Source organism: Micromonospora sp. NBC_00617, assembly GCF_045161355.1.
Lineage (GTDB): Bacteria > Actinomycetota > Actinomycetes > Mycobacteriales > Micromonosporaceae > Micromonospora.
Genome location: NZ_CP107751.1, coordinates 4,872,470 through 4,898,874, shown reverse-complemented (window position 1 = coordinate 4,898,874; position 26,405 = coordinate 4,872,470). Strand labels below are relative to the sequence as shown.

Below are 26,405 nucleotides of genomic sequence, written 5' to 3'. Positions count from 1 at the left end.
CTGGCAGGAGGGGCTCTCCGCATGCCGCGCCGTGACACGGAACACCCCGGAGATCACTTCAGGGTCTTGCGCCGGCGGTCGCCCGATGCCCCCGCACCCGGGTCGCGCCGGAGCCCGGGTCGGCGTACTCGATGGCCTTGATCTTGTCGGTCCGGTCGCGGACGGCGGCCAGGACCGTGCGCGCGGCCTGGTCGCTCGTCGCCACGCCGACCGGCACGTCCCGGGGTGGGGCTGGTGCAGGGCGCCGACGTACGCGGCGATGAAGGCGGTGGCCAGCGCGAGGGTGCCGAGCAGGAAACCTGCGGTGCGGGGGAGCCAGTCGCGTACCCGGGCCTCCGGCACCTCGTCCACCAGGCCAGCCTAGGGGGTGTTTGCCCTGTTCACGGCATTTCCCGGCGAGCGGCGAAGGTGAGCAATTTTCTTCAAGACCGTCCCGGGTGCCGCTCGGGAGGATGGTCTCCGTTGGTCCGGAAGTCACCCGTCAGGGGTGGCCGGATCGGGGCACACGGGCCTGTTCGGGGGGGTCCGACGCCTCGGTCGGACCGGTCGCGGGCCGCTTCGTGCGCGACTGAAGGAGGTGCCGTACCCCCCGTACGGCACCTCCGCCCGCCTCCGGGCTCAGGCTGTCGCGGACGGGTCCTCGCCGGTCGCGGTGAGCAGGCGGCGCAGTCTGGCCGGCGGGTGACCCACCTGCTCGCGGACCACCCGGGTCAGGTGTGCCTGGTCGGCGAAGCCGTACTCGCTGGCGAGCGCGCCGAGCGGGCGGCCGTCGGGCTCGGCGAGGGTGTCCAGCACCGCACGCACCCGCAGTCGGTTGCGGTAGGCGGTCAGGCTGCTGCCGGTCATCCGCTGGAACACCCGGCTGAGGTGGTGCGGTGAGCTGCCCACCTCCCGGGCCACCTCGTCAAGGCCCATCGTGAACCCCGAGTTGGCCAGCACCTCCCGGGCCCGGTCGGCGAGCCGCCGGTGCGCGGCCAGCGTCGCCGGCCGGCGACGGACCGCCCGCTCCACCGCGCCGTCCTCGCTGTCCTCGCCGTCGGAGGTGAGGGCGCTGTGGCCCAGCAGGCGAGCCAGGAACCGCTGGAGCCGCTCGGCCATCTCGAACCCGTCCAGCCCGCGCCGGAACTCCGCCACCAGCAGACGGTGCGCCAGGTCCAGCGTGGCGTCCGAGGTGCCGGCCCAGCCGGCCCGGTCCATCCAGCGCTCCGCGTCCGGCCGTTGCGCCAGCACCGCCGAATCAATCTCCAGGCAGGTGTACGAGTCACCGCAGCCGAACGGGTGCGCCACCGCCATCTCGTCGCCGGGCCGGGTCAGCAGCATCGAGGTGGCGTCGGAGAGTTCCACGCAACCGTTGAGCCGGCGCCGGTACGCCCCGGAGCGCCCCAGGACGATCTTGTGCCGGTCCTCCGCGACCGTCTCCGTCCAGCCGTGGTTCTCCACGATGCAGCGCACCTGGTAGATCAGCATTCCGTCCGGATGCCCCAGCACCCGCCACCGGGCTGGCGTGGTGCGACGACGTGGATCACTGCCGACTCCCTCAGCGGGCATCGTCCCCCCTTGGTACGGCGATCTCGGCACTACCCGGCTCGATTCTGATCACTCACCAACCCCCTGGTCCACCTCGAGCGGCGGATCGCTCCGACCCGGCTCTGCGGGTTCGCCCCGGCCGTGCCCGGCCGACCTGGGCCGCTGCGGTCAGACCGGCTCGTTCTCGGGTCGGTCGGCTCGTTCTCGAATCGGTCGGCTCGTGGGGTTCCCGTGGCGGATGGTCGGCCGGGTGTTCCGCCGATCGGGGAGTTGGCGTGGATCAGGGATTGACGACGGCGAAGGCGCGGACCGGGAAGGTGCCCATGCCGGCCACCATCGGTGGGGCCGCAGTGAAGCGGAACCCGCTCGGCGGCAGCGCGCCCAGGCCGGTCAGGTGCTCCACGATCGGGACGCCAGCGGCGAGCAGCGTGCTGTGCGCGGGGCGTACGCCTCCGGCCGCCGGGCTCATGTCGTCGATGTTGATCGAGTCGATGCCGACCAGGGCCGCGCCGGCGTCGACCAGCGCCCGGGCGGCGTCCCCGGTCAGGTACGGCGCCTCCGGTGCGCCGTACCGCTCGGTGCCGAAGTGCACGTCCCACCCGGTGTGCAGCAGCACAGCGCGCCCGGCCACCTCGTACGGGGCCAGCATCAGCCGGTCCACGGCTCGGGTGCCGGCCGGTACGCGGACCAGCACCCCGGGCAGGTCGGCGAGGCGGTCCAGCGACACCCCGGTCAGGTCATCGCCGCCGGACCAGCGGTGGGCGGGAGTGTCCACGTACGTGCCGGTGTTGGCGATCATGTCGATCCGGGCCACGTGGAACTCGGTGCCCGGCGCGTACCGCTCGCGGGACGCCGCGAAGGTCAACCAGTCGGTGAGCCGAGGAGCGGGCCACCCCGGCAGCGTGGTCATCCCGTCGCGGATCAGGTGGCTCAGCTCGACCAGCCGGCGATCGGCGCCGGACTCGTCGACGCCGACGCCCCGGCCGCCCTTGTGCGGCTCCTCGATGATCGTCTTCGCGCTGATCCGTACCTCGGCGACCATCAGCAGCCCGACGTGCCGGACGAACAACGCCGCCAGATCTTCGTCGGTGATCTCCCGACCCGGAATGTCCAGCCGGAACCCCTCGGTGCGCAGCCCGCCGCCGTTGGCGAAGCTCACCTCCGCGTCGAACTGTGCGCGCCACTGCTCACCCATCCCGAAACCCGACCACGCCTGCCGGCGGCGGTCAAGATCTGTTTGTGGTTTTCGGCCACCTCGAGCATGCGGGGGTTCGGCCGTCTCGGGCACGGCCAAAGCTGGCCCGCCGCTCTTCGCCTGTGATCCGCCGCCTGTGATCCGCCGCCTGTGATCCGCCGCCTGTGGTCGGCCGCCTGTGGTCGGCCGCCTGTGGTCGGCGTCTTCCAGTCGGCCAAGATCGTGCTCGATCCGGGAAAGAGTGCCCTCCGCCGGCTCGGAGACCACTGCATCCTGGAACGAGCACGATCTTGGTCGGTGTCGCCCCATGCAAGGCGGCAGCGCGCCCCATCGCCCCGCGCGCTCAGCGTGTCCGCGCGCTCTGGCGCGGCCGACGGCGCTCCCACCCGCAAGATCCGCACAACATCAGGGAAGTTGCTGCCTCCCGCGCCCCGGAAGCAGCAACTTCCGGGAAGTTGCGTGGATCTTGGAACGAGGGGTGGCCTGCGCAGGAGCGGACCCGTGCCGGGTCCGCGGACCTGGGTCGGGGGTGCGGATCTAGGCCGGGGGCGGGGTTCGGGGCGCGGGGCGACGCGACCTGGGCGGAACGGGGTGGGTGTCGGTGCACGGGGATAGGCTGGTTGGCGTGCACCCCCCGTCCGGCTGGACGAGGGGCCGAAGTGGTGTGCGCCGACTCCCCTGAAAGGATTCCCTTGCTCACCGGTCTGTTCTCCGCCGCCCTGGCCGACCCCGGGCTGACCCGGGCGCGTGACCTGGCGCGCTCCGGTGCCGCCCAGGTCGACGGCCTCGACATCACCGCTCCGGCCGCGCTGCGCCCGTTCGCGGTGGCCGCCGTCGCGGCCGACCCGGACGGCACCGGTGGCGGGGCCGGGCGGCCCGTGCTGGCGGTGACCGCCACCACCCGGGAGGCCGACGACCTGGCCGCCGCGCTGGGTGGGTTGCTTCCGGCCGAGCAGGTGGTGGTCTTCCCCTCCTGGGAGACGCTGCCGCACGAGCGACTGTCGCCACGCTCCGACACGGTGGGCCGCCGGCTGGCCGTGCTGCGCCGCCTCGCGCACCCCGAGTCGACCGACGCGCACGGCCGCACCGGGCCGCTGCGGGTGGTCGTGGCGCCCGTCCGTTCACTGCTGCAACCGCAGCTCAAGGGCCTCGGCGACCTGGAGCCGGTGCAGCTCGCCGCCGGCGAGGAGGCGGACCTGGAAGAGGTCGCCCGCCGGCTGACCGACATGGCGTACGCCCGGGTCGACCTGGTCACCAAGCGCGGCGAGTTCGCGGTGCGCGGCGGCATTTTGGACGTCTTCCCGCCCACCGACGAGCACCCGTCCCGGGTGGAGTTCTGGGGCGACGAGGTGGAGGAGATCCGCACCTTCGCCGTCGCCGACCAGCGGACCATCGAGCAGGTTCCGCTCCTGTGGGCGCCGCCCTGCCGCGAGTTGCTGCTCACCCCGGCGGTCCGCGACCGGGCCGCAGCGCTCGCCGAGCAGCACCCCGAGCTGGCCGAGATCCTGGACAAGCTGGCCGAGGGCATCCCGGTGGAGGGGATGGAGTCGCTGGCCCCGGTGCTGGTCGGCCCCGACTCGCTGGAGTTGCTGCTGGACGCCATGCCGGCCGGCACCCACGTCCTGCTGTGCGACCCGGAGCGCATCCGCACGAGGGCGCACGACCTGGTGCGTACCTCGGAGGAGTTCTTGCAGGCCAGCTGGGCCGCCGCCGCGGTCGGTGGCCAGGCCCCGGTGGACGTCGGCGCCGCCGCCTTCCGCACCCTGGGCGAGGTCCGCGCCACCGCCGCCAACCTCGGCCAGCCGTGGTGGACGCTGTCCCCGTTCGGTCTGGGCGACGACCCTCATTCGGTCCGGAGTGCCGGCTCCCGGCGCGGAGGCCGAATTATGGGCGAAGCCGAGACGGCGCAGGCGCGGCAGCCCTGGGAGGACGCGCCCGAGGAAGCCGTGGTCACCCCGGACGACGCCATCGCGGTGACCCTCGCCGCCCAGCCGGCCCCGCTCTACCACGGCGAGACCGCGCGGGTGGTCGACGACCTCAAGCGCTGGGCCGGCGAGGGCTGGTCGATCGCGCTGGTCTTCGAGGGGCACGGCCCCGCCCAGCGGGCGGTGGAGGTGCTGCGCGACGCCGGGCTGGGCGCCCGGCTGACCGAGGAGGTGCCGACCGCGCCCGCCCCCGGCGAGATGGTCGTCACCTGCGGCGCGCTGGGCAGTGGGTTCGTCGACGAGGCGTCCCGTTTCGTGCTGCTCACCGGCAACGACGTCACCGGCGGTCGGGGCACTTCGACGCGGGACATGCGCAAGATGCCGAGCCGCCGGCGCAACACCATCGACCCGCTGGAGCTCAAGGCCGGCGACTTCGTGGTGCACGAGCAGCACGGCATCGGCCGGTACGTCGAGCTGGTGCAGCGCACCGTCAACGGCGCCAGCCGGGAATACCTGGTCATCGAGTACGCGGCCAGCAAGCGTGGCCAGCCCGGCGACCGGCTGTTCGTCCCGACCGACCAGCTCGACCAGCTCTCCCGTTACGTGGGCGGTGAGCAGCCGACGCTGCACAAGATGGGCGGCTCGGACTGGCAGAAGTCCAAGGCCCGCGCCCGCAAGGCCGTCCGGGAGATCGCCGCCCAGCTCATCCAGCTGTACGCCGCCCGCAAGGCGTCCAAGGGCCACTCGTTCGGCCCGGACACCCCGTGGCAGCGGGAGCTGGAGGACGCGTTCCCGTGGCAGGAGACGCCGGACCAGCTCGCCGCGATCGACGAGGTCAAGCGGGACATGGAACAGACCGTCCCGATGGACCGGCTGATCTGCGGCGACGTCGGCTACGGCAAGACCGAGATCGCGGTCCGGGCCGCCTTCAAGGCGGTGCAGGACGGCAAGCAGGTGGCGGTGCTGGTGCCGACGACGCTGCTGGTGCAGCAGCACTACAACACGTTCGCCGAGCGGATGAGCCAGTTCCCGGTCCAGATCCGGCAGCTGTCGCGGTTTCAGACGCCGAAGGAGACCGAGCGGACGTTGGAGATGGTCGCCGACGGCACCGTCGACATCGTCATCGGCACCCACCGGCTGCTCCAGACCGCGACCCGGTTCAAGCAGCTCGGTCTGGTGATCGTCGACGAGGAGCAGCGGTTCGGCGTCGAACACAAGGAGCACCTGAAGACGCTGCGCGCGTCGGTCGACGTGCTGAGCATGTCGGCCACCCCGATCCCGCGCACCCTGGAGATGGCGATCACCGGCATCCGGGAGATGTCCACCATCGCCACCCCGCCGGAGGAGCGGCACCCGGTGCTCACCTTCGTCGGCGCGCAGGACGACCGGCAGGTCGCCGCGTCCATCCACCGTGAGCTGCTCCGCGACGGGCAGGTCTTCTACCTGCACAACCGGGTCGAGTCGATCGACCGGGCGGCACGGCGGCTGCGCGAGCTGGTGCCCGAGGCGCGGGTCGCGGTGGCGCACGGCCAGATGGGCGAGGAAGCCCTGGAGAAGGTCATGGTCGGCTTCTGGGAGAAGGAGTTCGACGTCCTGGTCTGCACCACGATCGTCGAGTCGGGCATCGACATCCCGAACGCCAACACGCTGATCGTGGAGCGGGCCGACCTGCTCGGCCTGGCCCAGCTGCACCAGATCCGCGGCCGGGTCGGCCGGGGTCGGGAGCGGGCGTACGCGTACTTCCTCTACCCGCCGGAGAAGCCGCTCACCGAGCACGCCCACGAGCGGCTGGCCACCATCGCGCAGCACACCGAGCTGGGCGCCGGCATGTACGTGGCCATGAAGGACCTGGAGATCCGGGGCGCCGGCAACCTGCTCGGCGGCGAGCAGTCGGGGCACATCGAGGGCGTCGGCTTCGACCTGTACGTGCGCATGGTCGGCGAGGCCGTCTCCGCGTTCAAGGGTGAGCGGCAGGAGGACGAGACCGACGTCAAGATCGACCTGCCGATCGACGCGCACCTGCCGCACGACTACGTGAGCGTGGAGCGGCTGCGTCTGGAGATGTACCGCAAGCTCGCCGAGGCCCGCGACGAGGAGCGTCTGCGCGAGGTCGTCGCCGAGATGACCGACCGGTACGGCGAGCCGCCGGCCCCGGTGCAGAACCTGGTGGCGGTCGCCCGGTTCCGCCTGCTGGCCCGCCGGTACGGCCTCAGCGACGTGACCATGCAGGGCAAGCACATCCGGTTCGGGCCGCTGCCGCTGCCCGACTCGAAGCAGATGCGGCTCAAGCGCTACCACCCGGACGCCGTCTACAAGCAGGCCACCGACCAGGTCAGCGTGCCCCGACCGACCACCCGTCGGATCGGCGGCGAGCCGCTGCGTGACCAGGCGCTGCTCGAGTGGTGCGCGCAACTGCTCTCCGACGTGCTGGGCGCCCCCGCCCCGCTGGTCGCCGCGGCCGGCTGAGCACGGCGCCTCCGTCGTACCGGCCGGCCGCCGGTGCGGTGGAGGCGCCGGGGGCGCGCGGCGGGCGGAGTCGCCGGGCCGGCGCGCGGCGGGTGGAGGTGGGGGGCGTCACAGCGCCGGGGCGCTGACGTGAGAGAGTGACGGTCATGCGTGCTCGCCGTCTTGTCGCCGTCGCCACCGTGGCGGTCGGCATCGTCGCCCTCTCCGGTTGCCGTGCCGAGCCCGGTGTCGCCGCCTACGTCGGGGACCACCGCATCACCCAGGATGCGGTCACCGCCGTGCTGGACGACCTGCGGGCGAAGAATCCGACGCCCCCGGCGGACGACCCGTCCGCCGCCGCGCAGCCGCCGCTGCCCGGCCCGGCCCAGGTGGCCAGCGTGCTGGTGCTCGGCGAGGTGTGCGCGCGGGTGTCCAAGGAGAAGAACTACCAGCCGCGCGCCCAGGTGTCGCCCGAGCAGGCCGCCCAGCAGTTCGGGCTCTCGCCCGACACCCGGTACGTGCGCTCGGTCGCCGAGCTCTACACCTGCCTGTCCGGGGTGCCGTCCGGCGAGGCGGTCGCCCCGACCGACGAGGAGCTGGCCGACGTGGTCGCGGCGGGTCGCAAGGCCGCCAAGATCCCGGCCAACGTGAGCGACGAGGACGCCGCCCGTCAGCTCGACGGCGAGCAGTCGCGCGACCAGTTGCGCGCCGCGCTCGCGACCCGCAGGTCGCTGGTCGAGGCGGTCGAGAGCCACGACGTGACCGTCAACCCCCGGTACCGGCCGCTGGAGTTCCCGGTGCTGACCTTCGAGGGCAACGCTCCCGCGGTGAGCGTGCCGCTGGGCGAGGCGGGCTCCGGAACGGTCACCGACGTCTCCACCCCGGACGCGGTGCCGTCGAGCGCGAACCCGGACGCTGAGGGCACGGCCAGCTGAGCATGACGGCCCGGATCGTCCTGCTGGTCACCTCACCCCGGCTGCCGGCCGGCCTGCTGACCTCGGCCGCCTGGGATGTCGTACGCCAGCATCCGGTTCTGGCCGGCGCGGAGAGCGAGTTGACCACGGCCGTGCGTCAGGCGGGCGCCGAGGTGAGGATCGTGGAAGGCCCGGCGACGCAGCCACTGCTCGACACGGTCGCGGCGCACGGCACGGCGGTCTGGTTGGCCGGCCCGGCCGGCGACGAGGCCCTGGCCCGGGAGCTGGGTCTGCGGCTGGCCCGGGAGCCGGGGCTGGCCGAGTTGGAGCTGATGTACGGCTCGTGGGACCCGCCGGGGGCCCGGCTGCTCGACGCGGTGGCGGTGCTGGACCGGCTGGCTTCGCCGGGTGGCGACCCGTGGAAACGGGCACAGACGCACCGCAGCCTCGCCGGCTACCTGCTGGAGGAGAGCTACGAGGCGTACGACGCCATCAGCGCCGACGACACCGACGCGCTGCGCGAGGAGTTGGGCGACGTGTTGTTGCAGGTGGTGCTACACGCGCGGCTCGCGGAGGAGCTGCCCGAGGGCGAGCGGTGGACCATCGACGACGTGGCGGGTGGCCTGGTCGACAAGATGATCCGGCGCAATCCGCACGTCTTCGCCGGCGCCGAGGCGGGCACGTTGGACGAGATCACCGCCAACTGGGAGCGGATCAAGCGCGCCGAGAAGGCCCGGGATTCCGTCCTGGACGGTGTGGCGCTCAGCCAACCCGCCCTGGCCCTGGCCGCGCAGATCGTGGAACGTGCCACCCGCAACGGCATCGAGGTCCCGCCTCCGCTGGCCGCCACGCAGGTGGATGCCGAAGCGAGACTGGGTGCGAGCCTGCTGGCGACCGTCGTCGCGGCCCGGGCGGCGGGTATCGACCCGGAGGCGGCCCTGCGCCGGACCACCCTGGCCTACGCCCAAGCCGTCCGAGCCGCCGAAACCCAACCCCCACCCGTCGACCCGCGGTGATCAAGAGGTTCGCGTCAGGATCCGGCTCGGATCTGACCCAAACCTCTTGATCACCGAGGTGGGCGCGGAGGGCTGGGTAGGGTGGGGCCGGTGGAGGAGTTTGGGGTACTCGCGGAGCGGGTCGTTGAGGCTCTGCTGGAGTCGCGGCCGGGGGTCGCCACCGCTGCCGGGGATCATCGGTTCGATTCCCAGCTCCCGGATCTGTCCGCCGACGCGCTGGCCGACGATCGGGTGATGCTCTCCGACGCGGCGAACGCGCTGTCCGAACTGGACCCCGACTCGCTGGACGTCGACGAGCAGGTGGATCACGCGCTGCTCACCTCATTCGTGGACCGGGAGTTGTTCGAGCTGACCGAGATCCGGTCGCACGAGTGGGACCCGTTGCTCCACAACCCAGGCCCGCTGCTGCACCCGCTGCTGGCCCGCCCGTACGCCCCGGCCGAGGTGCGGTTGACCCAGCTGGCGGGCCGGCTCGCCGCCGTACCGGATGCCCTCGCGACCGCCCGCGCGACGCTGCGGGACATGCCGCGGATCCACGCCGAGACGGCGGTCGGGCAGTTCACCGGCACGGCCGCGCTGATCCGCGACGAGCTGCCGCCGCTGCTCGCTCAGGCCCCGAGCGCCCTCGACCGGGTCGAGCCGGCGGCCACCGCCGCGATCGCCGCGCTGGAGGAGTTCGTCGCCTGGCTGCGCGCCGGCCTGGCCGCCGACGCCGGCCCCGGCCGCGACCCGCGACTGGGCCGCCGCCGCTGGGAGGCGCGGCTCTGGCACACCCTCGACACCGAGCTGGGGGCCGCCGAGATCCAGCGCCGCGCCTGGGCCAACCTGGACCGGGTCACCGCGGAGATCCGTGCGGCGGCCGTGGAGCTGGTCGGCGGTCCGGCCGACGACGCGACCGTACGCCGGGCGCTGGACGTGCTCGCCGCCGAGCACCCGGACGACTCGACAATCGTCGAGCTGGCCGGGGTGACCCTGGACGAGGCGACCGACTTCGTCCGCACCCACGACCTGGTGACAGTGGTCGACGACCGGTGCGTGATCCAGGAGATGCCGGAGTTCGCCCGGGGTGTCGCGGTGGCCTACTGCGACGCGCCCGGCCCGCTGGAGACCGCCGTCCTGCCGACGTTCTACTGCATCGCGCCCACCCCGGCGGACTGGTCGGCGCGGCGCGTGGACTCCTTCTACCGCGAGTACAACGACCACATGGTCCGCAACCTCACCGTGCACGAGGCGATGCCCGGCCACTTCCTTCAGCTCGCCCACGCCCGGCGGCACGCCGGTGGCACGAGGGTGCGGGCGCTGGCCCGCTCCGGCCCGTTCGTCGAGGGGTGGGCGGTGTACGCCGAGGAGCTGATGGCCGGGCTCGGCTTCGGTGGCCTGCCGGTGCGGTTGCAGCAGCTCAAGATGCAGCTACGGATGACCATCAACGCGCTGCTCGACCAGTTGGTGCACGCCGAGGAGCTGCCCGAGGCCGAGGCCATGGCGCTGATGACCGGGCGCGGCTTCCAGGAGGAGGGCGAGGCGGCCGGCAAGTGGCGTCGGTCCCTGCTCACCTCGACGCAGCTCTCCACGTACTTCGTCGGGTACAGCGAGGTGGCCGAGATCGCCGCCGCCCGCCCGGAGGGGGTGTCGGCGCGCGACTGGCACGACGCGATGCTGGCCCACGACTGCCCACCCCCGCGCCACCTGCGCACGCTGCTGGACGTCTGAGGAAGGTCAGGAGCCGCCCGGCCGACGGTCCACCACGCCGGCTCCGGCGGGCGGGTCGAACGCGTTCTTCTCCACCGTCTCGGAGTAACTGCTCAACGCCAGCTCCATCGGTTTGCCGTCGACTTCGCCGAGGAAGCTGCCGAGCACGCCCTCGGTGGTCACGCAGGCGCTGAAGTCGCCGTCCGAGCGCTGCACCTCGACGCACGCGGCGTGATGCCCGGCGACGGTGGTGTCGCTCTGCTTGATCACCGCCTGCGGGTCGAGTGCGGCGGCGGTCAGCAGCCCGACCACCACCGGCGGGGTGAGGAGACCCTGCCGGTTCGCCTCGGTGAAGAGCGCCACGGTGGGCTTGCTGCCCGGGGTGGGTGGCGCCACCAGCGTGCACGCCATCCGACCGCCGGTCGCCGTGCAGCGGGTGACGGCATCCGGCGTGACGGTGAGCCGCCCACCCGGGTAGGTGTACGCGGAGCGGGCCGGATCCTGCGCCTGCACGATCGCGGCGGTCTGGCCGCCGGGCAGTTGGTAGGCGGCCGAGTAGGTCAACTCCAACGCCCGGTCGAGGCGGGCGGCGAGGTCGTTGACGAGATCCGAGCGACCCATGGCGGTGCCGGCGTCCTCGTATGTCTGACAGCCGGTGACCGTGAGCGACGCGATGACCGACACGGCGAGCATGCGGAGGGTGGTCGAGGCGGCGGGCATGGCGACCAGCCTGGTGGATCAAGTCGGCGCAGCGCAAACCCGTTGCCGGTTGACGCCCGGAAATCCGGGAATGTCCGTCAGTGCGGGGCGACTCGGGTGCGCGGGCGACGCCGTGCCCGATCCCGCCGCCCGATACGCTGCGTTCAACACCTGCCTCAGCCGCACCGTCGCGGCCCACCCACGGACCGGATCACAACAACGAGGAGCGACTCAGTGGCAACCATCGAGGGAATCGTCGCCCGGGAGATTCTCGACTCGCGGGGCAACCCGACGGTCGAGGTCGAGGTCGGCCTGGACGACGGCACGGTGGCTCGCGCCGCGGTGCCCTCCGGCGCCTCCACCGGCGCGTTCGAGGCGATCGAGCTGCGCGACGGTGACGCCGACCGCTACCAGGGCAAGGGCGTGGAGAAGGCGGTCTCCAACGTCGAAGACAAGATCGTCGACCAGATCATCGGGTACGAGGCCAGCGAGCAGCGGCTCATCGACCAGAAGATGCTCGACATCGACGGCACCGACAGCAAGTCGGAGCTGGGCGCGAACGCGATCCTCGGGGTCTCCCTGGCGGTGGCGAAGGCGGCTGCCGGCAGCGCCGAGCTGAGCCTCTTCCGCTACCTGGGCGGCCCGAACGCGCACCTGCTGCCGGTGCCGATGATGAACATCCTCAACGGTGGCGCGCACGCCGACTCCAATGTCGACATCCAGGAGTTCATGGTCGCGCCGATCGGTGCGCCCACCTTCCGCGAGGCGCTGCGCTCGGGCGCGGAGGTCTACCACGCGCTGAAGTCGGTGCTGAAGAAGAAGGGCCTGTCGACCGGGCTCGGCGACGAGGGTGGCTTCGCCCCGAACCTGCCCACCAACGCGGCTGCCCTGGACCTGATCGCCGAGGCGGTCGAGAAGGCCGGCTACCGGCTCGGCACCGACATCGTGTTCGCCCTCGACGTGGCGGCCACGGAGTTCTTCGACAACGGCACCTACACCTTCGAGGGCGCCGCGAAGTCCGCCGAGGAGATGAGCAACTACTACACCAAGCTGGCCGGTGACTACCCGATCGTGTCGATCGAGGACCCGCTGGCCGAGGACGACTGGACCGGCTGGCAGACGCTGACCGCGTCGATCGGCGACCGGGTGCAGATCGTCGGCGACGACCTGTTCGTGACCAACCCCCAGCGCATCGCCCGCGGCATCGCGGAGAAGGCGGCCAACGCCGTCCTCGTCAAGGTCAACCAGATCGGTTCGCTGACCGAGACCCTGGACGCGGTGGACCTGGCTCACCGGGCCGGCTTCAAGTGCATGATGAGCCACCGTTCCGGCGAGACCGAGGACACCACCATCGCCGACCTGGCGGTGGCCACCGGCTGCGGCCAGATCAAGACCGGTGCGCCGGCCCGCTCGGACCGGGTCGCCAAGTACAACCAGCTGCTCCGGATCGAGGAGGAGCTGGCCGACGCGGCGCGCTACGCGGGCGCCGGCGCGTTCCCGCGCTACCGTTCGGCCTGAGACGTGGTCGGGAAGCCCCACCGCGGGGCTTCCCGGCAATCTCTGTAACGCATGGAGCCTCGGGGGAGGGGTGTGACGATGCAGCGCCGCACACCGGGTGGTCAACGTCCCGCCCGTCGACCGGGTCAGTCCGGCCGACCGGGTGCTGGCCGGGCCACCCGTGGGTCGGTCCGCGAGACCGGTGTACGCGCCGAACCACGCGGCGCGGCCGGCCGGGCACCGGGCGCGGCCCGGGGCGCCGACGGCGTGCGCTCGGCGAACCGCCCGGCCGCCGCTCGGCGTACCGCCGCCGGTGGTGCCGTGAAGCGGCTCGCCGCACCCCAACCCCGCCGCTTCACCGGCCGGGCCACCGTGCTCTTCGCGGTGCTGATCGCGCTCGCCCTCGCGTACACCTATCCGGTCCGGGTCTACCTGGACCAGCAGGCCGACATCGAACGGATGGAGGCCGCGCAGGCGGCGCAGGAGGAGGAGATCGCCAAGCTCGCCGCCGAGGCCGCGAAGTGGAAGGACAAAGCGTTCATCGAGACCAAGGCCCGGGAGCGGTTCTTCATGGGCCGGCCGGGCGAGAAGTTGATGGTGGTGCTGAACGACCCGGAGGGCGCCGCCCGTGACGCCGGGAAGTCGCCCGGCCCGGGCGCCCCGGCCGGTCCGACGACCTGGTACGACACGCTCTGGTCGAGTGTGCGGGCGGCGGACAGCCAGCAGCCGGGCAAGTGAGCCACCGACCAGCACACCAGGAGAGACGAGCACCGTGACTGTCGCACCACCGCCGGAGCCGGCGGCGGATTCCGTACCCCTGCCGCAGCGGGAGCCGGCCACCGAGGCCGACCTGGCCGCGGTGGCGGCGCAGCTCGGCCGGACGCCCCGGGGCACCCGGGCGGTGGCCCACCGCTGCCCGTGCGGCCTGCCCGACGTGGTGGAGACGACGCCCCGCCTCGCCGACGGCACCCCGTTCCCGACGCTGTACTACCTGACCTGCCCCCGGGCCACCGCGGCGTGCAGCCGGTTGGAGTCGGCCGGGCTGATGCGGGAGATGGCCGATCGGCTGACGACGGATCCGGAGCTGGCCGCCCACTACCGGGCCGCGCATGAGGACTACCTGGCTCGCCGGGAGGCGATCGGCGAGGTGCCGGAGATCGCGGGCATCTCCGCCGGTGGGATGCCGGGCCGGGTGAAGTGCCTGCACGTGCACCTCGGCCACGCCCTGGGCGCCGGCCCCGGCGTGAACCCGTTCGGTGACGAGACGTTGGCGCTGGTCGAGCGCTGGTGGGCGAGCGGCCCCTGCGTCGACGTGCCCTCGGCCGAATGACGGCGCAGGCCGAGGGGCAGATCCTGGTGCGGCGGGCCCGTACCGGGGACGTACGGGGCATCCGCCGGTTGGTCGACACGTACACCGACGACCGGCGGCTGCTGAGCAAGGCCACCGTCACCCTCTACGAGGACGTGCAGGAGTTCCGCGTGGCGGTCCGGCCCGACGACGGCGTCGTGGTGGGCTGCGGAGCGTTGCACGTGATGTGGGAGGACCTGGCCGAGATCCGCACGGTGGCCGTCGACCCGTCCTGCCGGGGCCAGCGGATCGGGCACCGGCTGGTGGGTGAGCTGATCGACGCGGCCCGGGAGCTGGGCGTGGCGCGGATCTTCGTGCTCACCTTCGAGACCCGGTTCTTCGGCTCGTTCGGGTTCCGGGAGATCGACGGCGCTCCGGTGCCGCAGCCGGTCTACGAGCAGTTGCTGCGCTCGTACGACGAGGGTGTCGCGGAGTTCCTGGACCTGGAGCGGGTCAAGCCGAACACGCTTGGCAACACCCGGATGCTGCTGCGCCTCTGAGTGCGCGGGCTCGCGTCCGGGCGTCGACGACGGGCTGTCGTAGGGTTGCGGGGTGACGACGCGTGTTGCGGCCATCGACTGCGGGACCAACTCGATCCGACTGCTGGTCGCCGACCTGCCCGAGGAGACGGCCGGGCCGCAGGCCCCGCTGACCGACGTGACCCGGCGGATGGAGATCGTCCGGCTCGGGCAGGGCGTGGACCGGACGGGGCGGCTGGCACCGGAGGCGATCGAGCGGACGCGGGTGGCGCTGGCGTCGTACGCCGCCGACATCGAGAAGTTGGGCGCCCAGCGGGTGCGGATGTGCGCCACCTCGGCCTCCCGGGACGCTGCGAACGCGGCCGATTTCACCGAGATGGTGCGGGCCACCCTCGGGGTCGAGCCCGAGGTGGTCAGCGGCGACGAGGAGGCCCGGCTGTCGTTCACCGGCGCGGTGCGCGGCCTGCCCGCCGACGCTGTGGAGCCGTTCCTGGTGGTCGACATCGGCGGTGGCTCCACCGAGTTCGTGGTCGGTGACCGCGCCGGCGGCGTGCGGTCGGCCATCTCCGTGGACATCGGCTGCGTCCGGATGACCGAGCGGCACCTTCCGGGCGACCCGCCCACGCCGGAGCAGGTCGCGGCCGCTGAGGCCGACATCGCCGCCGTCGTGGACCGGGCGCTCGCGGCGGTGCCCGGCCGCGAGGCCGCCACCCTGGTCGGTCTCGCCGGTTCGGTCACCACCGTGGTCGCCATCGCTCAGGGCCTGCGGGAGTACGACCCGGAGCGCATCCACCACGCCCGCGTGTCGTACGAGGCGGTGGCGCGGGTGACCGCGGACCTGCTGTCCCGCACCAGCGCACAGCGGCTGGAGATCCCGGTGATGCACCCGGGCCGGGCCGACGTGATCGGGGCGGGCGCGCTCGTGCTCCGCGTGATCATGGAGCGGGCCGGGATGCCCTCGGTGGTCGCCTCGGAGCACGACATCCTCGACGGCATCGCCTGGAGCCTCCAGTAGGCCACCCCGGCCCTTGATCGACACGACATCGCCGATATCGCGGTATCCAAGCCACCCGGACACCCCGATTTCGCCGATCTCGTGTTGATCTCGGGTTCTGGCGTCGTCCTGGAGGTAATCGGCTTGGCGTAGGGCCGTACCTCAGTCTTCGTCGTCCAGGTTGGGGCGGTGCACCCGGATCCACGCTTCGATGTCTTCGGTCCGCCAAATCCGCCCCGTGGCCAGCGTCTCATACGGATCCGGCCAGTCGGGACGCTTCATGAGCTGTTCCACGCGCTGCCTACTGACGCCCAGCCGCGTCCGAATCTCGTGCGCGCCCATGAGATTCCGCCCCATTCCTCGGAGGCTAGACATGCCCCTACTAGGGGACGCCCTAGTTGGGCAACACCCTACTAGGGCCTTGACTAGAGGCTACGGTGCGACCACGCTTGGGGGATGGCTGCTCCCAACGTTTCCCCGGTTCACGACCGTCAGCGTCGGGCAGTGCGCCCACACCTGCCGATGCGACCACTCTGGCTGTGCCGAGTGTGCGCCGCCGCCTGGCCATGTCAGCCGGCGCGGCTGTTATTGACCATGGAGTACCGACGTGACCGGGTTGGCCTGAGCGTCTACATGGCTGGCCTGCTGTTCGAGGCCACCGCAGATCTGATCAAGCTCAATCCGAATCCGGCGCCATCCCCGGCCGACCTGTTCGCCAGATTCGTGGGCTGGACCGCCAGGGGGTGCGAGCCTGGCCCGACCGGCCCTGAAAGTCGTACCGTCGACCCCGCAGGCCGGGACGCGCCCCCGCACTCTCGGTGATCGACTCCAGGTCGGCGATGTCGGGGTATCCCCGATGGGCGGACGTCCCCACCTCGCCGATCTGGAGTCGATCACCGTCCCGCCGCACGACTGGCGCATGTCGGAGGGGCCGGATCGTTGACGCTACTCCGCATTGCGCACTAGCGTGCAATGCGTGGACACCACACAGTTGTTGAAGGGCGTGCTCGATCTGGCCGTCCTGGCCGTCCTCCGGGAGGAGGATGGCTACGGCTACGACATTCTGCGCCGGCTCCGCGAGGCCGGCCTGGAGGAGATCGGCGACGCCTCGGTCTACGGCACGCTGCGCCGTCTCTTCGCCGCCGGCCTGCTCACCACCTACGTCGTGCCGAGCGAGACCGGCCCGCACCGCAAGTACTACTCACTCAACGCGGCCGGGCGTGACCAGTTGACCCGCTCCGGCAAGCTCTGGCGCTCGTTCGCCACCACAATGGACACTCTGCTCGACGATCGGGGGCTGGCGGCATGACCGTCACGGAGCAGGAGATCACCGACTACGTGGCGCGGGTCCGGGCCGCTCTGGCCGACCTGCCACCCGACCGGCTCAACGAGCTGACCGAGGATCTCGCCGACCATCTCACCGAGGTCGCCGCCGAGGCCGAAGGCACCCTCGTCGAGCGGCTGGGCGAGCCGGAGACGTACGCCGCCGAGCTGCGCGCCGCTGCCGGCGTCGGCCTGGGTGGCGGGCGCAACCTCGACCAGCGGGTCGCCACCGCAGTGGTCCGGCTCCGCGGCCGGCTGCGCGCGATCGACACCCGGCTCGGCCCACCCCTGGGGTACGCGACGGCCAGCGACTTCCTCGGCCTGCTGCGCCCGGGTTGGTGGGTGCTGCGCGGCTATCTGGCGGCGATGCTGGTCACCGTGATCACCACGGGTGGCAGCTTCGGCCTGCTGCCCCGGTTCGGCGGGGAGCTGCTGGCCGGCCTGATCATGCTGGTCGGTTTCGTGCTCGCCTCGATCTGGCTCGGTCGCCGATCCGGTCAGTTGAGTCGCTGGCCACGGTCGGCGTTGCAGGTCGGCAGCGCGGTGCTGGTGGTGTTCGCGCTCTCCGCCCTGATGCAGGCCGAGGACCGGATGCGCTACGGCGACTACGGCTACGACCCGACGTCGGTCGACAACCCGTACGACCGGATCAGGGACGTCTTCGTCTACGACAGCGAGGGTCGGCTGGTGGAGAACGCCCGGCTCTTCGACGAGAACGGCAACCCGATCCGACTCGGCTATCCGGACTGCGTCGACCCCGCCGCGGCCTACGGCAATCCGCTACTGCGGGCCTACCCGTACTGCCCGGACCAGGCGCCCTTCGGGCCGCGGGGCCCGGGCATGCCCGGCCGGCCGACGAGCGGGCCGCAGCCGACCGACACGTCGACGCCGAGCGAAACCCCGGCGGCTCGGACCCCTGCGCCGACCCCGGCGAGCCCGAGCGTGACACCGAGCGCCACACCGAGTGGCGACCCGACGCCGACCGCGACGAGCTGACGGACGATGTGAACCAGATCATGCAGACGATGCTGGGAAATAGCTGAACGGACGAGGCGAGCGGGACGACACCGGAAATCAATGATCGTTACGGTGTCGTCTGCTCATCCACCCCTCGGAAGGAACCCCCGTGTCAGAGCAGGTCGCACCGCCCCCCGCGTCCGACGCCGCGCCGCAGCAGCCGGCCGTCGAGACGCCGCCCCCGGCCGAGCCGGAGGCGAAGAAGTCCGGTGGGAAGAAGGCGCTCGGCATCATCGGCGCGATCGTCGTGTTCCTCGTCATCGCCGGCCTGAAGTTCGGCATCGGCACGGCGATCGGCAACTTCTTGAACAAGGACGAGACGGCCGACGCCAAGGCCGGTGACTGCATCGCGGAACTGCCCGAGATCAAGGGCACCAAAGAGGAGAAGGTCGACGGCGCCAAGGTCGTCGAGTGCACCTCCACCGACGCCGCGTACAGCGTGGTCGGCCGGCTCGACGGGCAGACCGAAGCCCAGGCCAAGGCCGAGACCACCTGCAACGAGTTCTTCAAGGAAGACCAGGAGGGGTACGTCTTCTACAGCATCGAGTCGGGCAAGAAGGGCTACGTGCTCTGCCTGACCAAGAAGGCCTGACCGACAAGGTCTGACCGACAAGGTCTGACCGAGCGGAGAGACCGATGACGGCGGCGGGGGAGCGTTCCCCGCCGCCGTCGGCATACCCCGGTCACCGTCCGGCGAACAGGAGGTGAATGCCACTGTTCCGGCGTCTTCCCGGCGAAGACGCGGCATGGCAGGCTACCGGCACGTAGGACCACTGGGCGACCAGCCAACGATGACTGACCGCTAGGAGGACGGCCGATGGGCGACATGGTGAGCTACCGCAGCAACGGGGGTACGAGCGAGGGGTATCTCGCGATACCCGCCAGCGGCACGACCAGCCCCGCCGTCATCGTCATCCAGGAGTGGTGGGGTCTCGTCCCGCACATCCGGTCGGTCGCGGACCGGTTCGCCGAGGCCGGCTTCGTCGCCCTCGCCCCGGACTTCTACCACGGTGAGACCACCAGCGAGCCGGACGAGGCGCAGCGTCTGCTGCTGTCGATGCGGATGGACGAGGCGGCGAAGGACATCGCCGGCGCCGCCGACTACCTCGCGGGGCGGCCGGAGGTCGCCGGCAAGGTCGGCGCCGTCGGGTTCTGCGCCGGCGGCAGCCTGGCCCTCTGGTCGGCGACGCTCTCCGAGCGGATCGTCGCCACCGCCGGCTTCTATCCGGTGCTGCCCTGGGAGTCGATGCGCCCCGACTGGGTCGACTACGCCGGCAAGACGGCCGTCATCCACTGCTCCGAAGAGGACGGCACCTCGACCGCCGACGGTGTGCAGACCGCACGCCGGGCCATCGAGGAGGCCGGCGGCACCTGCCAGCTCTACGACTACCCGGGCACCTCGCACGCGTTCTTCAACGACGACCGGCCGGAGGCGTTCGACCAGCGTTCCGCCGCCAGCGCCTGGGCCCGCACCCTGGAACTCTTCCGGGCCAAACTTGGCTGAGCCGCGTACCCCCGAGCAGGTCGTCGCCCGCGCCGCGCGGGCGACCGACCTGGCCGACCTCGACGCGGCCGTCAGCGACTGTTTCGCCTGTCCGCGGCTGGTCCGCTGGCGGGAGGAGGTGGCCCGCACCCGGCGGGCCGCCTTCCGCGCTCAGGAGTACTGGGGTCGGCCGGTGCCGGGCTTCGGCCCCGCCGACGCCCGGATCGCCATCCTCGGGCTCGCGCCCGCCGCGCACGGTGGCAACCGCACCGGCCGGATCTTCACCGGCGACCGCTCGGGTGACGTGCTCTTCGCGGCCCTGCACCGGGCCGGGCTGGCGAACCAGCCGACCAGCGTCTCCGCCGACGACGGGCTGGCGCTGCGCGACACCCGTATCTTCTCGGCCGTCCGCTGCGCCCCGCCGGACAACAAACCCACCCCCCACGAGCGGGACACCTGCGCGCCCTGGCTGCACCGCGAGGTCACGCTGATCCGGCCCACCCTGCGCGTCGTGGTCGCGCTTGGCGCGTTCGCCTGGGCCGCGTGGTGGCCGGCGCTGCGCCAGGTGTACGGGCAGCGCCCGCCCAGCCCGCGACCGGCGTTCGGTCATGGGGCACACTGGTCCGGCGCGGCCGTGCCGGAGTTGCTCGGTTGCTATCACGTCAGCCAGCAGAACACCTTCACCGGGCGGCTGACACCGGGGATGTTGGACGATGTCTTCGGCCGGGCCAAGCAGCTGGCCGAAGTGGACTGAGAACGCGTGGGGTGGTGGCGATGACGAACGCAACACGCCCGCCCACGCCGTCCCCGGTCGCCGGATCGGGTGTGGTCCGCCCGGTGCTCGGCCTGCTGCGCCGGTGGTGGCCGGTGGGTGCGGTCGCGGCGCTGCTCGCGGCCGCCGCGCTGGCGTCGGCGCACTCGTCGATCGGCGCCAGTCAGATCCCGCCGGCCGCGGAGAACCTCCCCTGGGTGCCCGAATACCCGACGGACACGCCGTCGCCGCCCCCGTCGATCCCGGTCGAGCCGAGGGACGCCGGCGAGGCCACCCAGGCGCACATCCCGCAGTGGATCGTCACCGTGGCGATGGCTCTGCTCGGGCTGGCCATCCTCGCGGTGCTGGGTTATCTCAGCTGGATCCTGCTGCGTGGCGCGCTACGCCGCACCTCGCGGGCGCTGCCGGCGCAGCGGGCCCGGCGTACGGCCGAGGGCACCGCCCGCGAAGTGGTCGCCGCCCTGGACGCCGGCCTGGTGGAGCTGGACGACCAGGCGACCGATCCGCGCGTCGCGGTGATCGCCTGCTGGGTACGCCTCGAGGAGGCCGCCGCCGCGGCCGGTGTGCCCCGGCGTACCGGAGACACCCCGACCGACCTGGTCACCCGGCTGCTGCGGGGTGACCCGTCGACCGGGGTCCCGGCGATCGTCAGCGCCGACGTGCTGGCCGAGTTCGCGCACGTCTACCGCGAGGCCCGGTACGCCACGCGTGAGGTCGACGAGGGCACCCGCGACCAGGCCCGCGCCGCGCTGCGGCGGCTCCGCGGTGAACTCACCATCGTGACGGCGGGCGCCCCGGAGGTGCCGTCATGAACGGGACGGTGGAACTGTGAGCGGCAGCGCCAGCATCGACGACCTGCTGACCTTCGAGGAGGAGCGGCCGAGGCGGGACGACCGTGACCGGGGTGGCCGGGCCGGGCGCGTGTTCCGGGCCCTGGCCGGCAACGCCGGCATGGTCGCCGTGCTGGTCGTCGGGCTCCGGGCGGTCGGTCTGCAGATCTCGCTGATGATCCTGATCGCCGGGGTGTTCGCGGTGTCCGCGGTGCGCCGGATCGCCGCCGCCCTCGCGGCGCCACCGCCGCCGGCGTCCCGGCGCTCCTCCACCGCCCAGTACGAAGACGGCACCTGGAACTGGGGCGCCCGGGACGCGCTGCGCACCGCCATCAACGGCTGGCAACTTCCGCTGGACTGGTCCACGACGCGATCCGAACGCTTCACCGGGGTCATCCTGCCCCGGCTCGCGGAACTGGCCGACGAGCGGCTGCGCCTGAAGCACGCTGTGACCCGCGAGTCGGACCCGGTCCGCGCCCGTGCCCTGTTGGGTGACCGGCTGTGGACGTTCCTGGAATCCCCGCCCCGCCGCCCCCCGTCGCCGCGCGATCTCGCGGTGATCGTCGCCGAACTGGAGAAGATCTGATGAACGACGTGGACCGGAGCATGCCCGCCGCCGAGGTCGGTCGCCTGGCCCAAGCCGTCCTGGACGCGGTCGGCACCGTCGTGGTCGGCAAGCGGGACGCGTTGGAGCTGGTCCTCGCCGGGATCCTGGCCGGTGGGCACGTGCTCCTGGAGGACCTGCCCGGCCTGGGCAAGACGCTCACCGCGCGCTCCTTCGCCCAGGCGCTCGGGTTGGACTTCCGCCGGCTCCAGTTCACCCCGGACCTGCTCCCCGCCGACGTCACCGGCTCCTTCCTCTACGACCAGCGCAACGGCGACTTCACCTTCCGGGCCGGGCCGGTGTTCACCAACCTGCTCCTCGCCGACGAGATCAACCGGACGCCGCCGAAGACCCAGTCCGCGCTGCTGGAGGCGATGCAGGAGAAGCAGGTCTCGGTGGAGGGCGTGACGTACAAGCTGGACGAGCCGTTCCACGTGCTGGCCACCGCCAACCCCATCGAGTACGAGGGGACCTATCCGCTGCCCGAGGCGCAGCTGGACCGGTTCCTGCTGCGGGTCTCCTTCGGCTATCCGGAGCACGAGGAGGAGTGGGAGGTGCTGCGCCGTCGGATGGGCCGCCGCCGGGAGGAGGCGGACATCAAACCGGTCGTCGACGCCGCCACCCTGCGGGCGATGCAGGCAGCCCTGGAGGACGTGGTGGTGGAGGACTCCATCGGCCGGTACATCGTGTCGCTGACCGCGGCCACCCGGGAACATCCGTCGGTGCTGGTCGGCGCCTCGCCGCGTGGCTCGCTGGCGCTGCTGCTGCTGGCCCGGGTACGCGCGGTGTTCGGCGGCCGGGACTACGTGGTGCCGGAGGACGTCAAGGAGGTGGCGGCACCCGCCCTGGCCCACCGGATCACCCTGCGCCCGGAGATGTGGCTGCGCCGCGTCGACCCGGCCTTCGTGGTGGGTGAGGTGTTGGAGGCCACGCCCGCCCCGGCCAGCGGCGCGCTGCCCAGCTACGCCGCCGGCGGGCTCCGGCGCTGATGACCGGCCCGACCGCGCCCGCGTCGCGATCCACCGAGCCGGAGTCGGCCGCCGGCTGGGCGCCCACCCCGGCGCTCGGCCGCGCGGTGCTGCTCGCCGGCCTGTTGCTGGTGGCGGGGGTCCTGCTGGGGCGGGTCGATCTCGTCGTGCTGGCGGCCCCGTTCGCGTTGGGCACCGCGTACGCGCTGCGCCGCCGGCCCACGACGCTGCCGCAGGTCTGGATCACCACCGGGGACGACGGACCGCTCGTCGAGGGTGGCGAGGTGTCGGCCGCCGTCAGTGTCGGCAACCCGGACGCGATCGACTACGACCTCGTGGTGGTGCGGTCCCGGGTCTCGCCGTGGTTGCGGATCGCCCGTGCCGGTTTCGCCGGCACCGGCCCCGCCGACGATGCCCTGCCCGCCGACGCCCCGCCTGCCGGCGCCCCGCCCGCTGCCGGCACGTCCGCCGGCACTCGCCGTTCCGTCGCCGATCGGCCGTTCGTGACCTCGGTGCCCGCCGCCGCGGCGGTGGACCTGGAGTTGGCCGGCCGGGCTCTGCGCTGGGGCCGGCACCCGGTCGGTCCGGCCGGCGCGCGGGTCGCCGCGGCGGGCGGCCTGCTGGTCTCCCGAGCGGTGTACACCGAGCCGGTCGGGGTGCGGGTCTATCCGCGTACCGAACCGTTCGAGGCGGTGGAGGCGATGCCCCGCGCCGCCGGCCTGGTCGGCGCGCACCACTCCCGCCGACCCGGTGAGGGCGGCGAGCTGGCCGGCGTACGGATCTTCGCCCCCGGCGACCGGCTCCGCCGCGTCGACTGGCGGGTGTCGCTGCGCGCCCGGCAGTTGCACGTGGCGGCCACCCTCTCCGACCGGGACGCCGAGGTGGTGGTGCTGCTCGACGTGCTCGCCGAGGCCGGGCGCTCCGGCGGGGTGGACGGCTCCGCGTCGGTGCTGGACACCACCGTGCGGGCCACCGCGGCGATCGCCGAGCACTACCTGCACCGGGGCGACCGGGTGTCTCTTGTGGAGTACGGGCCGGGTGCTCGCCGGTTGCGCGCGGCCGCCGGCCGCCGGCAGTACCTGACCGTCCTGGAGTGGCTGCTCGACGTACGCGCCGAGGCCTCCCAGCACGAGCCGTACGACCAGGTCTTCGGCCCGCAGCAGCTCTCCTCGGACGCGTTGGTGGTGGTCCTCACCCCGCTGCTGGACGAGCGGTCGGCGCAGATGCTGGCGCGGCTGGCCCGCGCCGGTCGGTTCGTGGTGGCGGTCGACACGCTGCCGGCCAACCTCACGCCGCCGAAGGATCGGGGTTGGGCCGAGGTGGCGTACCGCCTGTGGCGGCTGGATCGGGAAACCATGATCGGGCAGCTCCGGGAGCACGGAGTGCCCGTCGTGCGCTGGGCGGGCGCGGGCAGCCTGGACCAGGTGCTGCGGGACGTGGCGCGGCTGGCGACGGCCCCAAGGGTCGGTTCCCGGTGAGCGCGAGGAGTGAGCCGGGTTTGCGAGCCCCGCAGTCGCGAGCGACAGACGGCCCGGTGAGCGCGAGGAGTGAGCCGGGTTTGCGAGCCCCGCAGTCGCGAGCGACAGACGGCCCGGTGAGCGCGAGGGGTGTGGGCAGATGATCGACACGATCACCGGACGGGTTCGGGCTGCTCAGGACGCTGTTTCCCGGATCAGCGCCGTTCCGCTGCTGGTCCGGGCCGCGATCTTCGTCACCGCCCTGGCCGGGCTGGCGCTGGCGTTTCCCGCCGAGGTGTTGACCGGCCGGCCGCTGCTGTTGCTGACGGTGGCCGCGCTGCTGCCCGCGATGGGTCCGCGGCGGCTGTGGCCGACCTTCGTGGCGCTGGTCATGGCCGGTGGCTGGCTGCTCGCCACCGACGGATACGGCCGACCGGTGGCGTTGTGGCGGCTGCTCGCCGTCGCCGCGCTGTTGTACCTGGGGCACTCCCTGTGCGCGCTGGCGGCGCTGCTGCCGTACGACGCGATGGTGGACCCGGAGCTGGTCACCCGGTGGTTGCTGCGGGTGGCGGCGGTGCTGTTGGGCACGGCCGTGCTGGGGGTGCTGCTGTTGCAGGCGGCGGGCCTGGGCGGGGAGGCCGGTCATCAGTGGGTCACCGTGCTGGGGCTGTTGGTGGCGGTGGGTCTCGTCGCGTTGCTGGGTTGGCTGCTGCGGCGTAGGTGAACCCCTGAGGAGACGGGGTTACGCAGGTCACAGGGGTTGTGCTCCGTCACAGATGAGGGGCGCGAGCGGGATTACCTGAGCCGGGCGGGGAAAGATAGACGACGTGAATCCGAAGCGGATCCTTGTGGTGGGTGCCGGGCACGTCGGTCTCTACGCGGCCCTGCGCCTGTCAAAGAAGCTCAGCTCCCGTGAGGCTGAGGTCATCGTCGTGGACCCCCAGCCCCACATGACCTACCAGCCGTTCCTGCCCGAGGCTGCGGCGGGGAACATCTCCCCCCGGCACGCCGTGGTGCCACTGCGGCGGGAGCTGCGGCGGTGCAAGGTGGTGGCGGGAACGGTCACGCGCGTCGAGCACGACCGCAAGGTGGCCACCGTGCAGCCGATCGTCGGCCCGGCCCGGGAGATCGCGTACGACCACGTGATCGTCGCGCCGGGTTCGGTGTCCCGGACGCTGCCGATTCCCGGCCTGCACGAGCAGGGCATCGGGTTCAAGACGATCGGTGAGGCGATCTACCTCCGTAACCACGTGCTGGACCGGCTGGACGTCGCGGCCGTGACCCCGGATGCGGAGGTGCGCCGCTCGGCGCTGACCTTCACGTTCGTCGGTGGCGGTTACGCGGGCATCGAGGCGCTCGCCGAGATGGAGGACATGGCCCGGGACGCCCTGCGCTACTACCCGGAGCTGAAGCCGGAGGACATGCGCTGGGTGCTCGTCGAGGCCACCCAGCGGGTGCTGCCCGAGGTCGACCGGGACATGGGCGCCTACACGGTGCAGCAGCTCATGAAGCGCGACATGGACATCCGGCTGGACACCCGCCTGGAGTCCTGCGTCGACGGGGTGGTCAAGCTCTCCGACGGGGACAGCTTCCGGTCCGACACGATCGTCTGGACGGCCGGCGTGAAGCCGTCGCCGATGCTGGACGCGACGGACTTCCCGCGTGACGAGCGCCGGCGGGTCACCTGCATCCCCACCCTCCAGGTGGTCGACGGTGACCGGGTCATCGAGGGCGCGTGGAGCGCCGGTGACTGCGCCGCCGTGCCGGACCTGACCAAGGAGCCGGGCAATTTCTGCTCGCCGAGCGCCCAGCACGCCGTGCGTCAGGCGGCGCGGATGGCCGACAACATCGTCGCGGTGATCCGGGGCCGCGAACCGGTCAACTACAAGCACAAGCACGCCGGCAGCGTCGCCAGCCTCGGCCTGCACAAGGGCGTCGCCCAGGTGTACGGCATCAAGATGACCGGCTGGCCGGCCTGGTTCATGCACCGGACGTACCACATGAGCCGGATCCCCTCGTTCAACCGCAAGGTCCGGGTGGTGGTGGACTGGTCGCTGGCGTTCTTCCTCAAGCGCGAGGTCGTCGCCCTGGGCCAGCTGCACGACCCGCGCGAGGAGTTCGTCGAGGCGTCCCAGCCGGTGGGCGCACCCCGCGTCTGACCCAGCCGAAAGGAAGGGCCCCTTCTTATCGGTTTCGGTATAGGAGGGGCCCCTTCCTAACGCC

The 26,405-nt window shown here is 72.4% G+C and carries 25 protein-coding genes; 20 read left to right on the top strand and 5 right to left on the bottom strand.

The annotated features are described in order from the left end of the window. Positions 1 to 58: 58 nt before the first annotated feature. The 3 genes from OG505_RS22405 to OG505_RS22395 form a co-directional block, all read right to left on the bottom strand. Positions 59 to 205, bottom strand: coding sequence for a hypothetical protein (locus OG505_RS22405; RefSeq protein ID WP_405427254.1), 147 nt, complete (start codon positions 203 to 205; stop codon positions 59 to 61). Positions 206 to 618: 413 nt separating this feature from the next. Then, positions 619 to 1,548 carry a helix-turn-helix domain-containing protein gene (locus OG505_RS22400; protein WP_405427252.1) on the bottom strand — a complete coding sequence of 310 codons (930 nt, stop codon included), beginning with the start codon at positions 1,546 to 1,548 and terminating at the stop codon, positions 619 to 621. 259 nt (positions 1,549 to 1,807) lie between these two features. Beyond that, positions 1,808 to 2,722, bottom strand: a complete 915-nt coding sequence (locus tag OG505_RS22395; protein WP_405427250.1) for a cyclase family protein — start codon at positions 2,720 to 2,722, stop codon at positions 1,808 to 1,810. A 692-nt stretch (positions 2,723 to 3,414) separates the two neighbouring features. Here OG505_RS22395 and mfd point away from each other — a divergent pair. From mfd to OG505_RS22375, 4 genes are all read left to right on the top strand, one after another. After that, positions 3,415 to 7,113 carry a transcription-repair coupling factor gene (gene mfd / locus OG505_RS22390; RefSeq protein ID WP_405427248.1) on the top strand — a complete coding sequence of 1,233 codons (3,699 nt, stop codon included), beginning with the start codon at positions 3,415 to 3,417 and terminating at the stop codon, positions 7,111 to 7,113. A gap of 146 nt (positions 7,114 to 7,259) precedes the next feature. Next, a complete protein-coding gene (locus OG505_RS22385) occupies positions 7,260 to 8,027 on the top strand; it encodes a hypothetical protein (protein WP_405427246.1) in 768 nt (255 codons plus the stop codon). Between the two features lie 2 nt (positions 8,028 to 8,029). Further along, positions 8,030 to 9,022, top strand: coding sequence for a nucleoside triphosphate pyrophosphohydrolase (locus OG505_RS22380; RefSeq protein ID WP_405427244.1), 993 nt, complete (start codon positions 8,030 to 8,032; stop codon positions 9,020 to 9,022). 90 nt (positions 9,023 to 9,112) lie between these two features. Continuing rightward, on the top strand, positions 9,113 to 10,732 hold the full coding sequence (locus tag OG505_RS22375) for a DUF885 domain-containing protein (protein WP_405427242.1): 1,620 nt from the start codon (positions 9,113 to 9,115) through the stop codon (positions 10,730 to 10,732). A 6-nt stretch (positions 10,733 to 10,738) separates the two neighbouring features. On the opposite strand, the gene OG505_RS22370 is transcribed toward OG505_RS22375, so the two are convergent. Further along, the gene (locus tag OG505_RS22370) at positions 10,739 to 11,431 is read right to left on the bottom strand and encodes a hypothetical protein (protein ID WP_405427240.1); all 693 of its coding nucleotides are present in this window, start codon (positions 11,429 to 11,431) and stop codon (positions 10,739 to 10,741) included. Between the two features lie 213 nt (positions 11,432 to 11,644). Between OG505_RS22370 and eno the strand changes: the two genes are divergently transcribed. From eno to OG505_RS22345, 5 genes are all read left to right on the top strand, one after another. After that, positions 11,645 to 12,928 (top strand): phosphopyruvate hydratase, encoded by a 1,284-nt coding sequence (gene eno, locus OG505_RS22365; protein WP_234584107.1) that lies wholly within the window; start codon positions 11,645 to 11,647, stop codon positions 12,926 to 12,928. Positions 12,929 to 13,006: 78 nt separating this feature from the next. Continuing rightward, positions 13,007 to 13,645 carry a septum formation initiator family protein gene (locus OG505_RS22360; RefSeq protein WP_405427238.1) on the top strand — a complete coding sequence of 213 codons (639 nt, stop codon included), beginning with the start codon at positions 13,007 to 13,009 and terminating at the stop codon, positions 13,643 to 13,645. A 34-nt stretch (positions 13,646 to 13,679) separates the two neighbouring features. Further along, positions 13,680 to 14,237: a DUF501 domain-containing protein gene (locus OG505_RS22355; protein WP_405427236.1), complete on the top strand. Its 558-nt coding sequence runs from the start codon at positions 13,680 to 13,682 to the stop codon at positions 14,235 to 14,237. Then, complete coding sequence (locus OG505_RS22350) at positions 14,234 to 14,755, top strand: amino-acid N-acetyltransferase (RefSeq protein WP_234584104.1); 522 nt, start codon at positions 14,234 to 14,236, stop codon at positions 14,753 to 14,755. Before OG505_RS22355 ends, OG505_RS22350 begins: the two co-directional genes overlap by 4 nt. A 52-nt stretch (positions 14,756 to 14,807) precedes the next feature. Continuing rightward, on the top strand, positions 14,808 to 15,749 hold the full coding sequence (locus OG505_RS22345; protein ID WP_405427234.1) for an exopolyphosphatase: 942 nt from the start codon (positions 14,808 to 14,810) through the stop codon (positions 15,747 to 15,749). A 141-nt stretch (positions 15,750 to 15,890) separates the two neighbouring features. On the opposite strand, the gene OG505_RS22340 is transcribed toward OG505_RS22345, so the two are convergent. After that, complete coding sequence (locus OG505_RS22340; RefSeq protein ID WP_405427232.1) at positions 15,891 to 16,070, bottom strand: helix-turn-helix transcriptional regulator; 180 nt, start codon at positions 16,068 to 16,070, stop codon at positions 15,891 to 15,893. A gap of 634 nt (positions 16,071 to 16,704) precedes the next feature. Here OG505_RS22340 and OG505_RS22335 point away from each other — a divergent pair. The 11 genes from OG505_RS22335 (at position 16,705) to OG505_RS22285 (ending at position 26,341) form a co-directional block, all read left to right on the top strand. Then, positions 16,705 to 17,037 carry a PadR family transcriptional regulator gene (locus OG505_RS22335; protein WP_007455685.1) on the top strand — a complete coding sequence of 111 codons (333 nt, stop codon included), beginning with the start codon at positions 16,705 to 16,707 and terminating at the stop codon, positions 17,035 to 17,037. Continuing rightward, complete coding sequence (locus tag OG505_RS22330) at positions 17,034 to 18,047, top strand: HAAS signaling domain-containing protein (protein ID WP_405427229.1); 1,014 nt, start codon at positions 17,034 to 17,036, stop codon at positions 18,045 to 18,047. The genes OG505_RS22335 and OG505_RS22330 overlap by 4 nt, the downstream gene beginning before the upstream one ends. 130 nt (positions 18,048 to 18,177) lie before the next feature. Next, on the top strand, positions 18,178 to 18,660 hold the full coding sequence (locus tag OG505_RS22325; protein ID WP_405427227.1) for a hypothetical protein: 483 nt from the start codon (positions 18,178 to 18,180) through the stop codon (positions 18,658 to 18,660). 225 nt (positions 18,661 to 18,885) lie between these two features. Then, entirely contained in the window at positions 18,886 to 19,572 is a 687-nt protein-coding gene (locus tag OG505_RS22320; RefSeq protein ID WP_234584100.1) for a dienelactone hydrolase family protein, read from the top strand. Beyond that, positions 19,565 to 20,305, top strand: a complete 741-nt coding sequence (locus OG505_RS22315) for a uracil-DNA glycosylase (protein WP_405427225.1) — start codon at positions 19,565 to 19,567, stop codon at positions 20,303 to 20,305. Before OG505_RS22320 ends, OG505_RS22315 begins: the two co-directional genes overlap by 8 nt. 20 nt (positions 20,306 to 20,325) lie before the next feature. Further along, a complete protein-coding gene (locus OG505_RS22310; RefSeq protein ID WP_405427223.1) occupies positions 20,326 to 21,135 on the top strand; it encodes a DUF4129 domain-containing protein in 810 nt (269 codons plus the stop codon). Positions 21,136 to 21,151: 16 nt separating this feature from the next. Continuing rightward, on the top strand, positions 21,152 to 21,739 hold the full coding sequence (locus OG505_RS22305) for a hypothetical protein (RefSeq protein WP_405427221.1): 588 nt from the start codon (positions 21,152 to 21,154) through the stop codon (positions 21,737 to 21,739). Next, positions 21,739 to 22,746 (top strand): AAA family ATPase, encoded by a 1,008-nt coding sequence (locus OG505_RS22300; protein ID WP_405427219.1) that lies wholly within the window; start codon positions 21,739 to 21,741, stop codon positions 22,744 to 22,746. The genes OG505_RS22305 and OG505_RS22300 overlap by 1 nt, the downstream gene beginning before the upstream one ends. Continuing rightward, positions 22,746 to 24,203, top strand: a complete 1,458-nt coding sequence (locus OG505_RS22295) for a DUF58 domain-containing protein (RefSeq protein WP_405427217.1) — start codon at positions 22,746 to 22,748, stop codon at positions 24,201 to 24,203. The genes OG505_RS22300 and OG505_RS22295 overlap by 1 nt, the downstream gene beginning before the upstream one ends. Before the next feature lie 139 nt (positions 24,204 to 24,342). After that, positions 24,343 to 24,906, top strand: coding sequence for a hypothetical protein (locus OG505_RS22290; RefSeq protein ID WP_405427215.1), 564 nt, complete (start codon positions 24,343 to 24,345; stop codon positions 24,904 to 24,906). Between the two features lie 103 nt (positions 24,907 to 25,009). After that, the gene (locus OG505_RS22285) at positions 25,010 to 26,341 is read left to right on the top strand and encodes an NAD(P)/FAD-dependent oxidoreductase (protein WP_405427213.1); all 1,332 of its coding nucleotides are present in this window, start codon (positions 25,010 to 25,012) and stop codon (positions 26,339 to 26,341) included. Positions 26,342 to 26,405: the final 64 nt, after the last annotated feature.

Coding starts and splice junctions, on each gene's coding strand:
- OG505_RS22350 (WP_234584104.1), top strand. CDS start 14,234: ATGACGGCGCAGGCCGAGGGGCAGATCCTGGTGCGGCGGGCCCGTACC.
- OG505_RS22400 (WP_405427252.1), bottom strand. CDS start 1,548: ATGCCCGCTGAGGGAGTCGGCAGTGATCCACGTCGTCGCACCACGCCA.
- OG505_RS22320 (WP_234584100.1), top strand. CDS start 18,886: ATGGGCGACATGGTGAGCTACCGCAGCAACGGGGGTACGAGCGAGGGG.
- OG505_RS22290 (WP_405427215.1), top strand. CDS start 24,343: ATGATCGACACGATCACCGGACGGGTTCGGGCTGCTCAGGACGCTGTT.
- OG505_RS22330 (WP_405427229.1), top strand. CDS start 17,034: ATGACCGTCACGGAGCAGGAGATCACCGACTACGTGGCGCGGGTCCGG.
- OG505_RS22360 (WP_405427238.1), top strand. CDS start 13,007: ATGCAGCGCCGCACACCGGGTGGTCAACGTCCCGCCCGTCGACCGGGT.
- OG505_RS22395 (WP_405427250.1), bottom strand. CDS start 2,722: ATGGGTGAGCAGTGGCGCGCACAGTTCGACGCGGAGGTGAGCTTCGCC.
- OG505_RS22300 (WP_405427219.1), top strand. CDS start 21,739: ATGAACGACGTGGACCGGAGCATGCCCGCCGCCGAGGTCGGTCGCCTG.
- OG505_RS22295 (WP_405427217.1), top strand. CDS start 22,746: ATGACCGGCCCGACCGCGCCCGCGTCGCGATCCACCGAGCCGGAGTCG.
- OG505_RS22340 (WP_405427232.1), bottom strand. CDS start 16,070: ATGGGCGCGCACGAGATTCGGACGCGGCTGGGCGTCAGTAGGCAGCGC.
- OG505_RS22370 (WP_405427240.1), bottom strand. CDS start 11,431: ATGCCCGCCGCCTCGACCACCCTCCGCATGCTCGCCGTGTCGGTCATC.
- OG505_RS22380 (WP_405427244.1), top strand. CDS start 8,030: ATGACGGCCCGGATCGTCCTGCTGGTCACCTCACCCCGGCTGCCGGCC.
- OG505_RS22385 (WP_405427246.1), top strand. CDS start 7,260: ATGCGTGCTCGCCGTCTTGTCGCCGTCGCCACCGTGGCGGTCGGCATC.
- OG505_RS22310 (WP_405427223.1), top strand. CDS start 20,326: ATGACGAACGCAACACGCCCGCCCACGCCGTCCCCGGTCGCCGGATCG.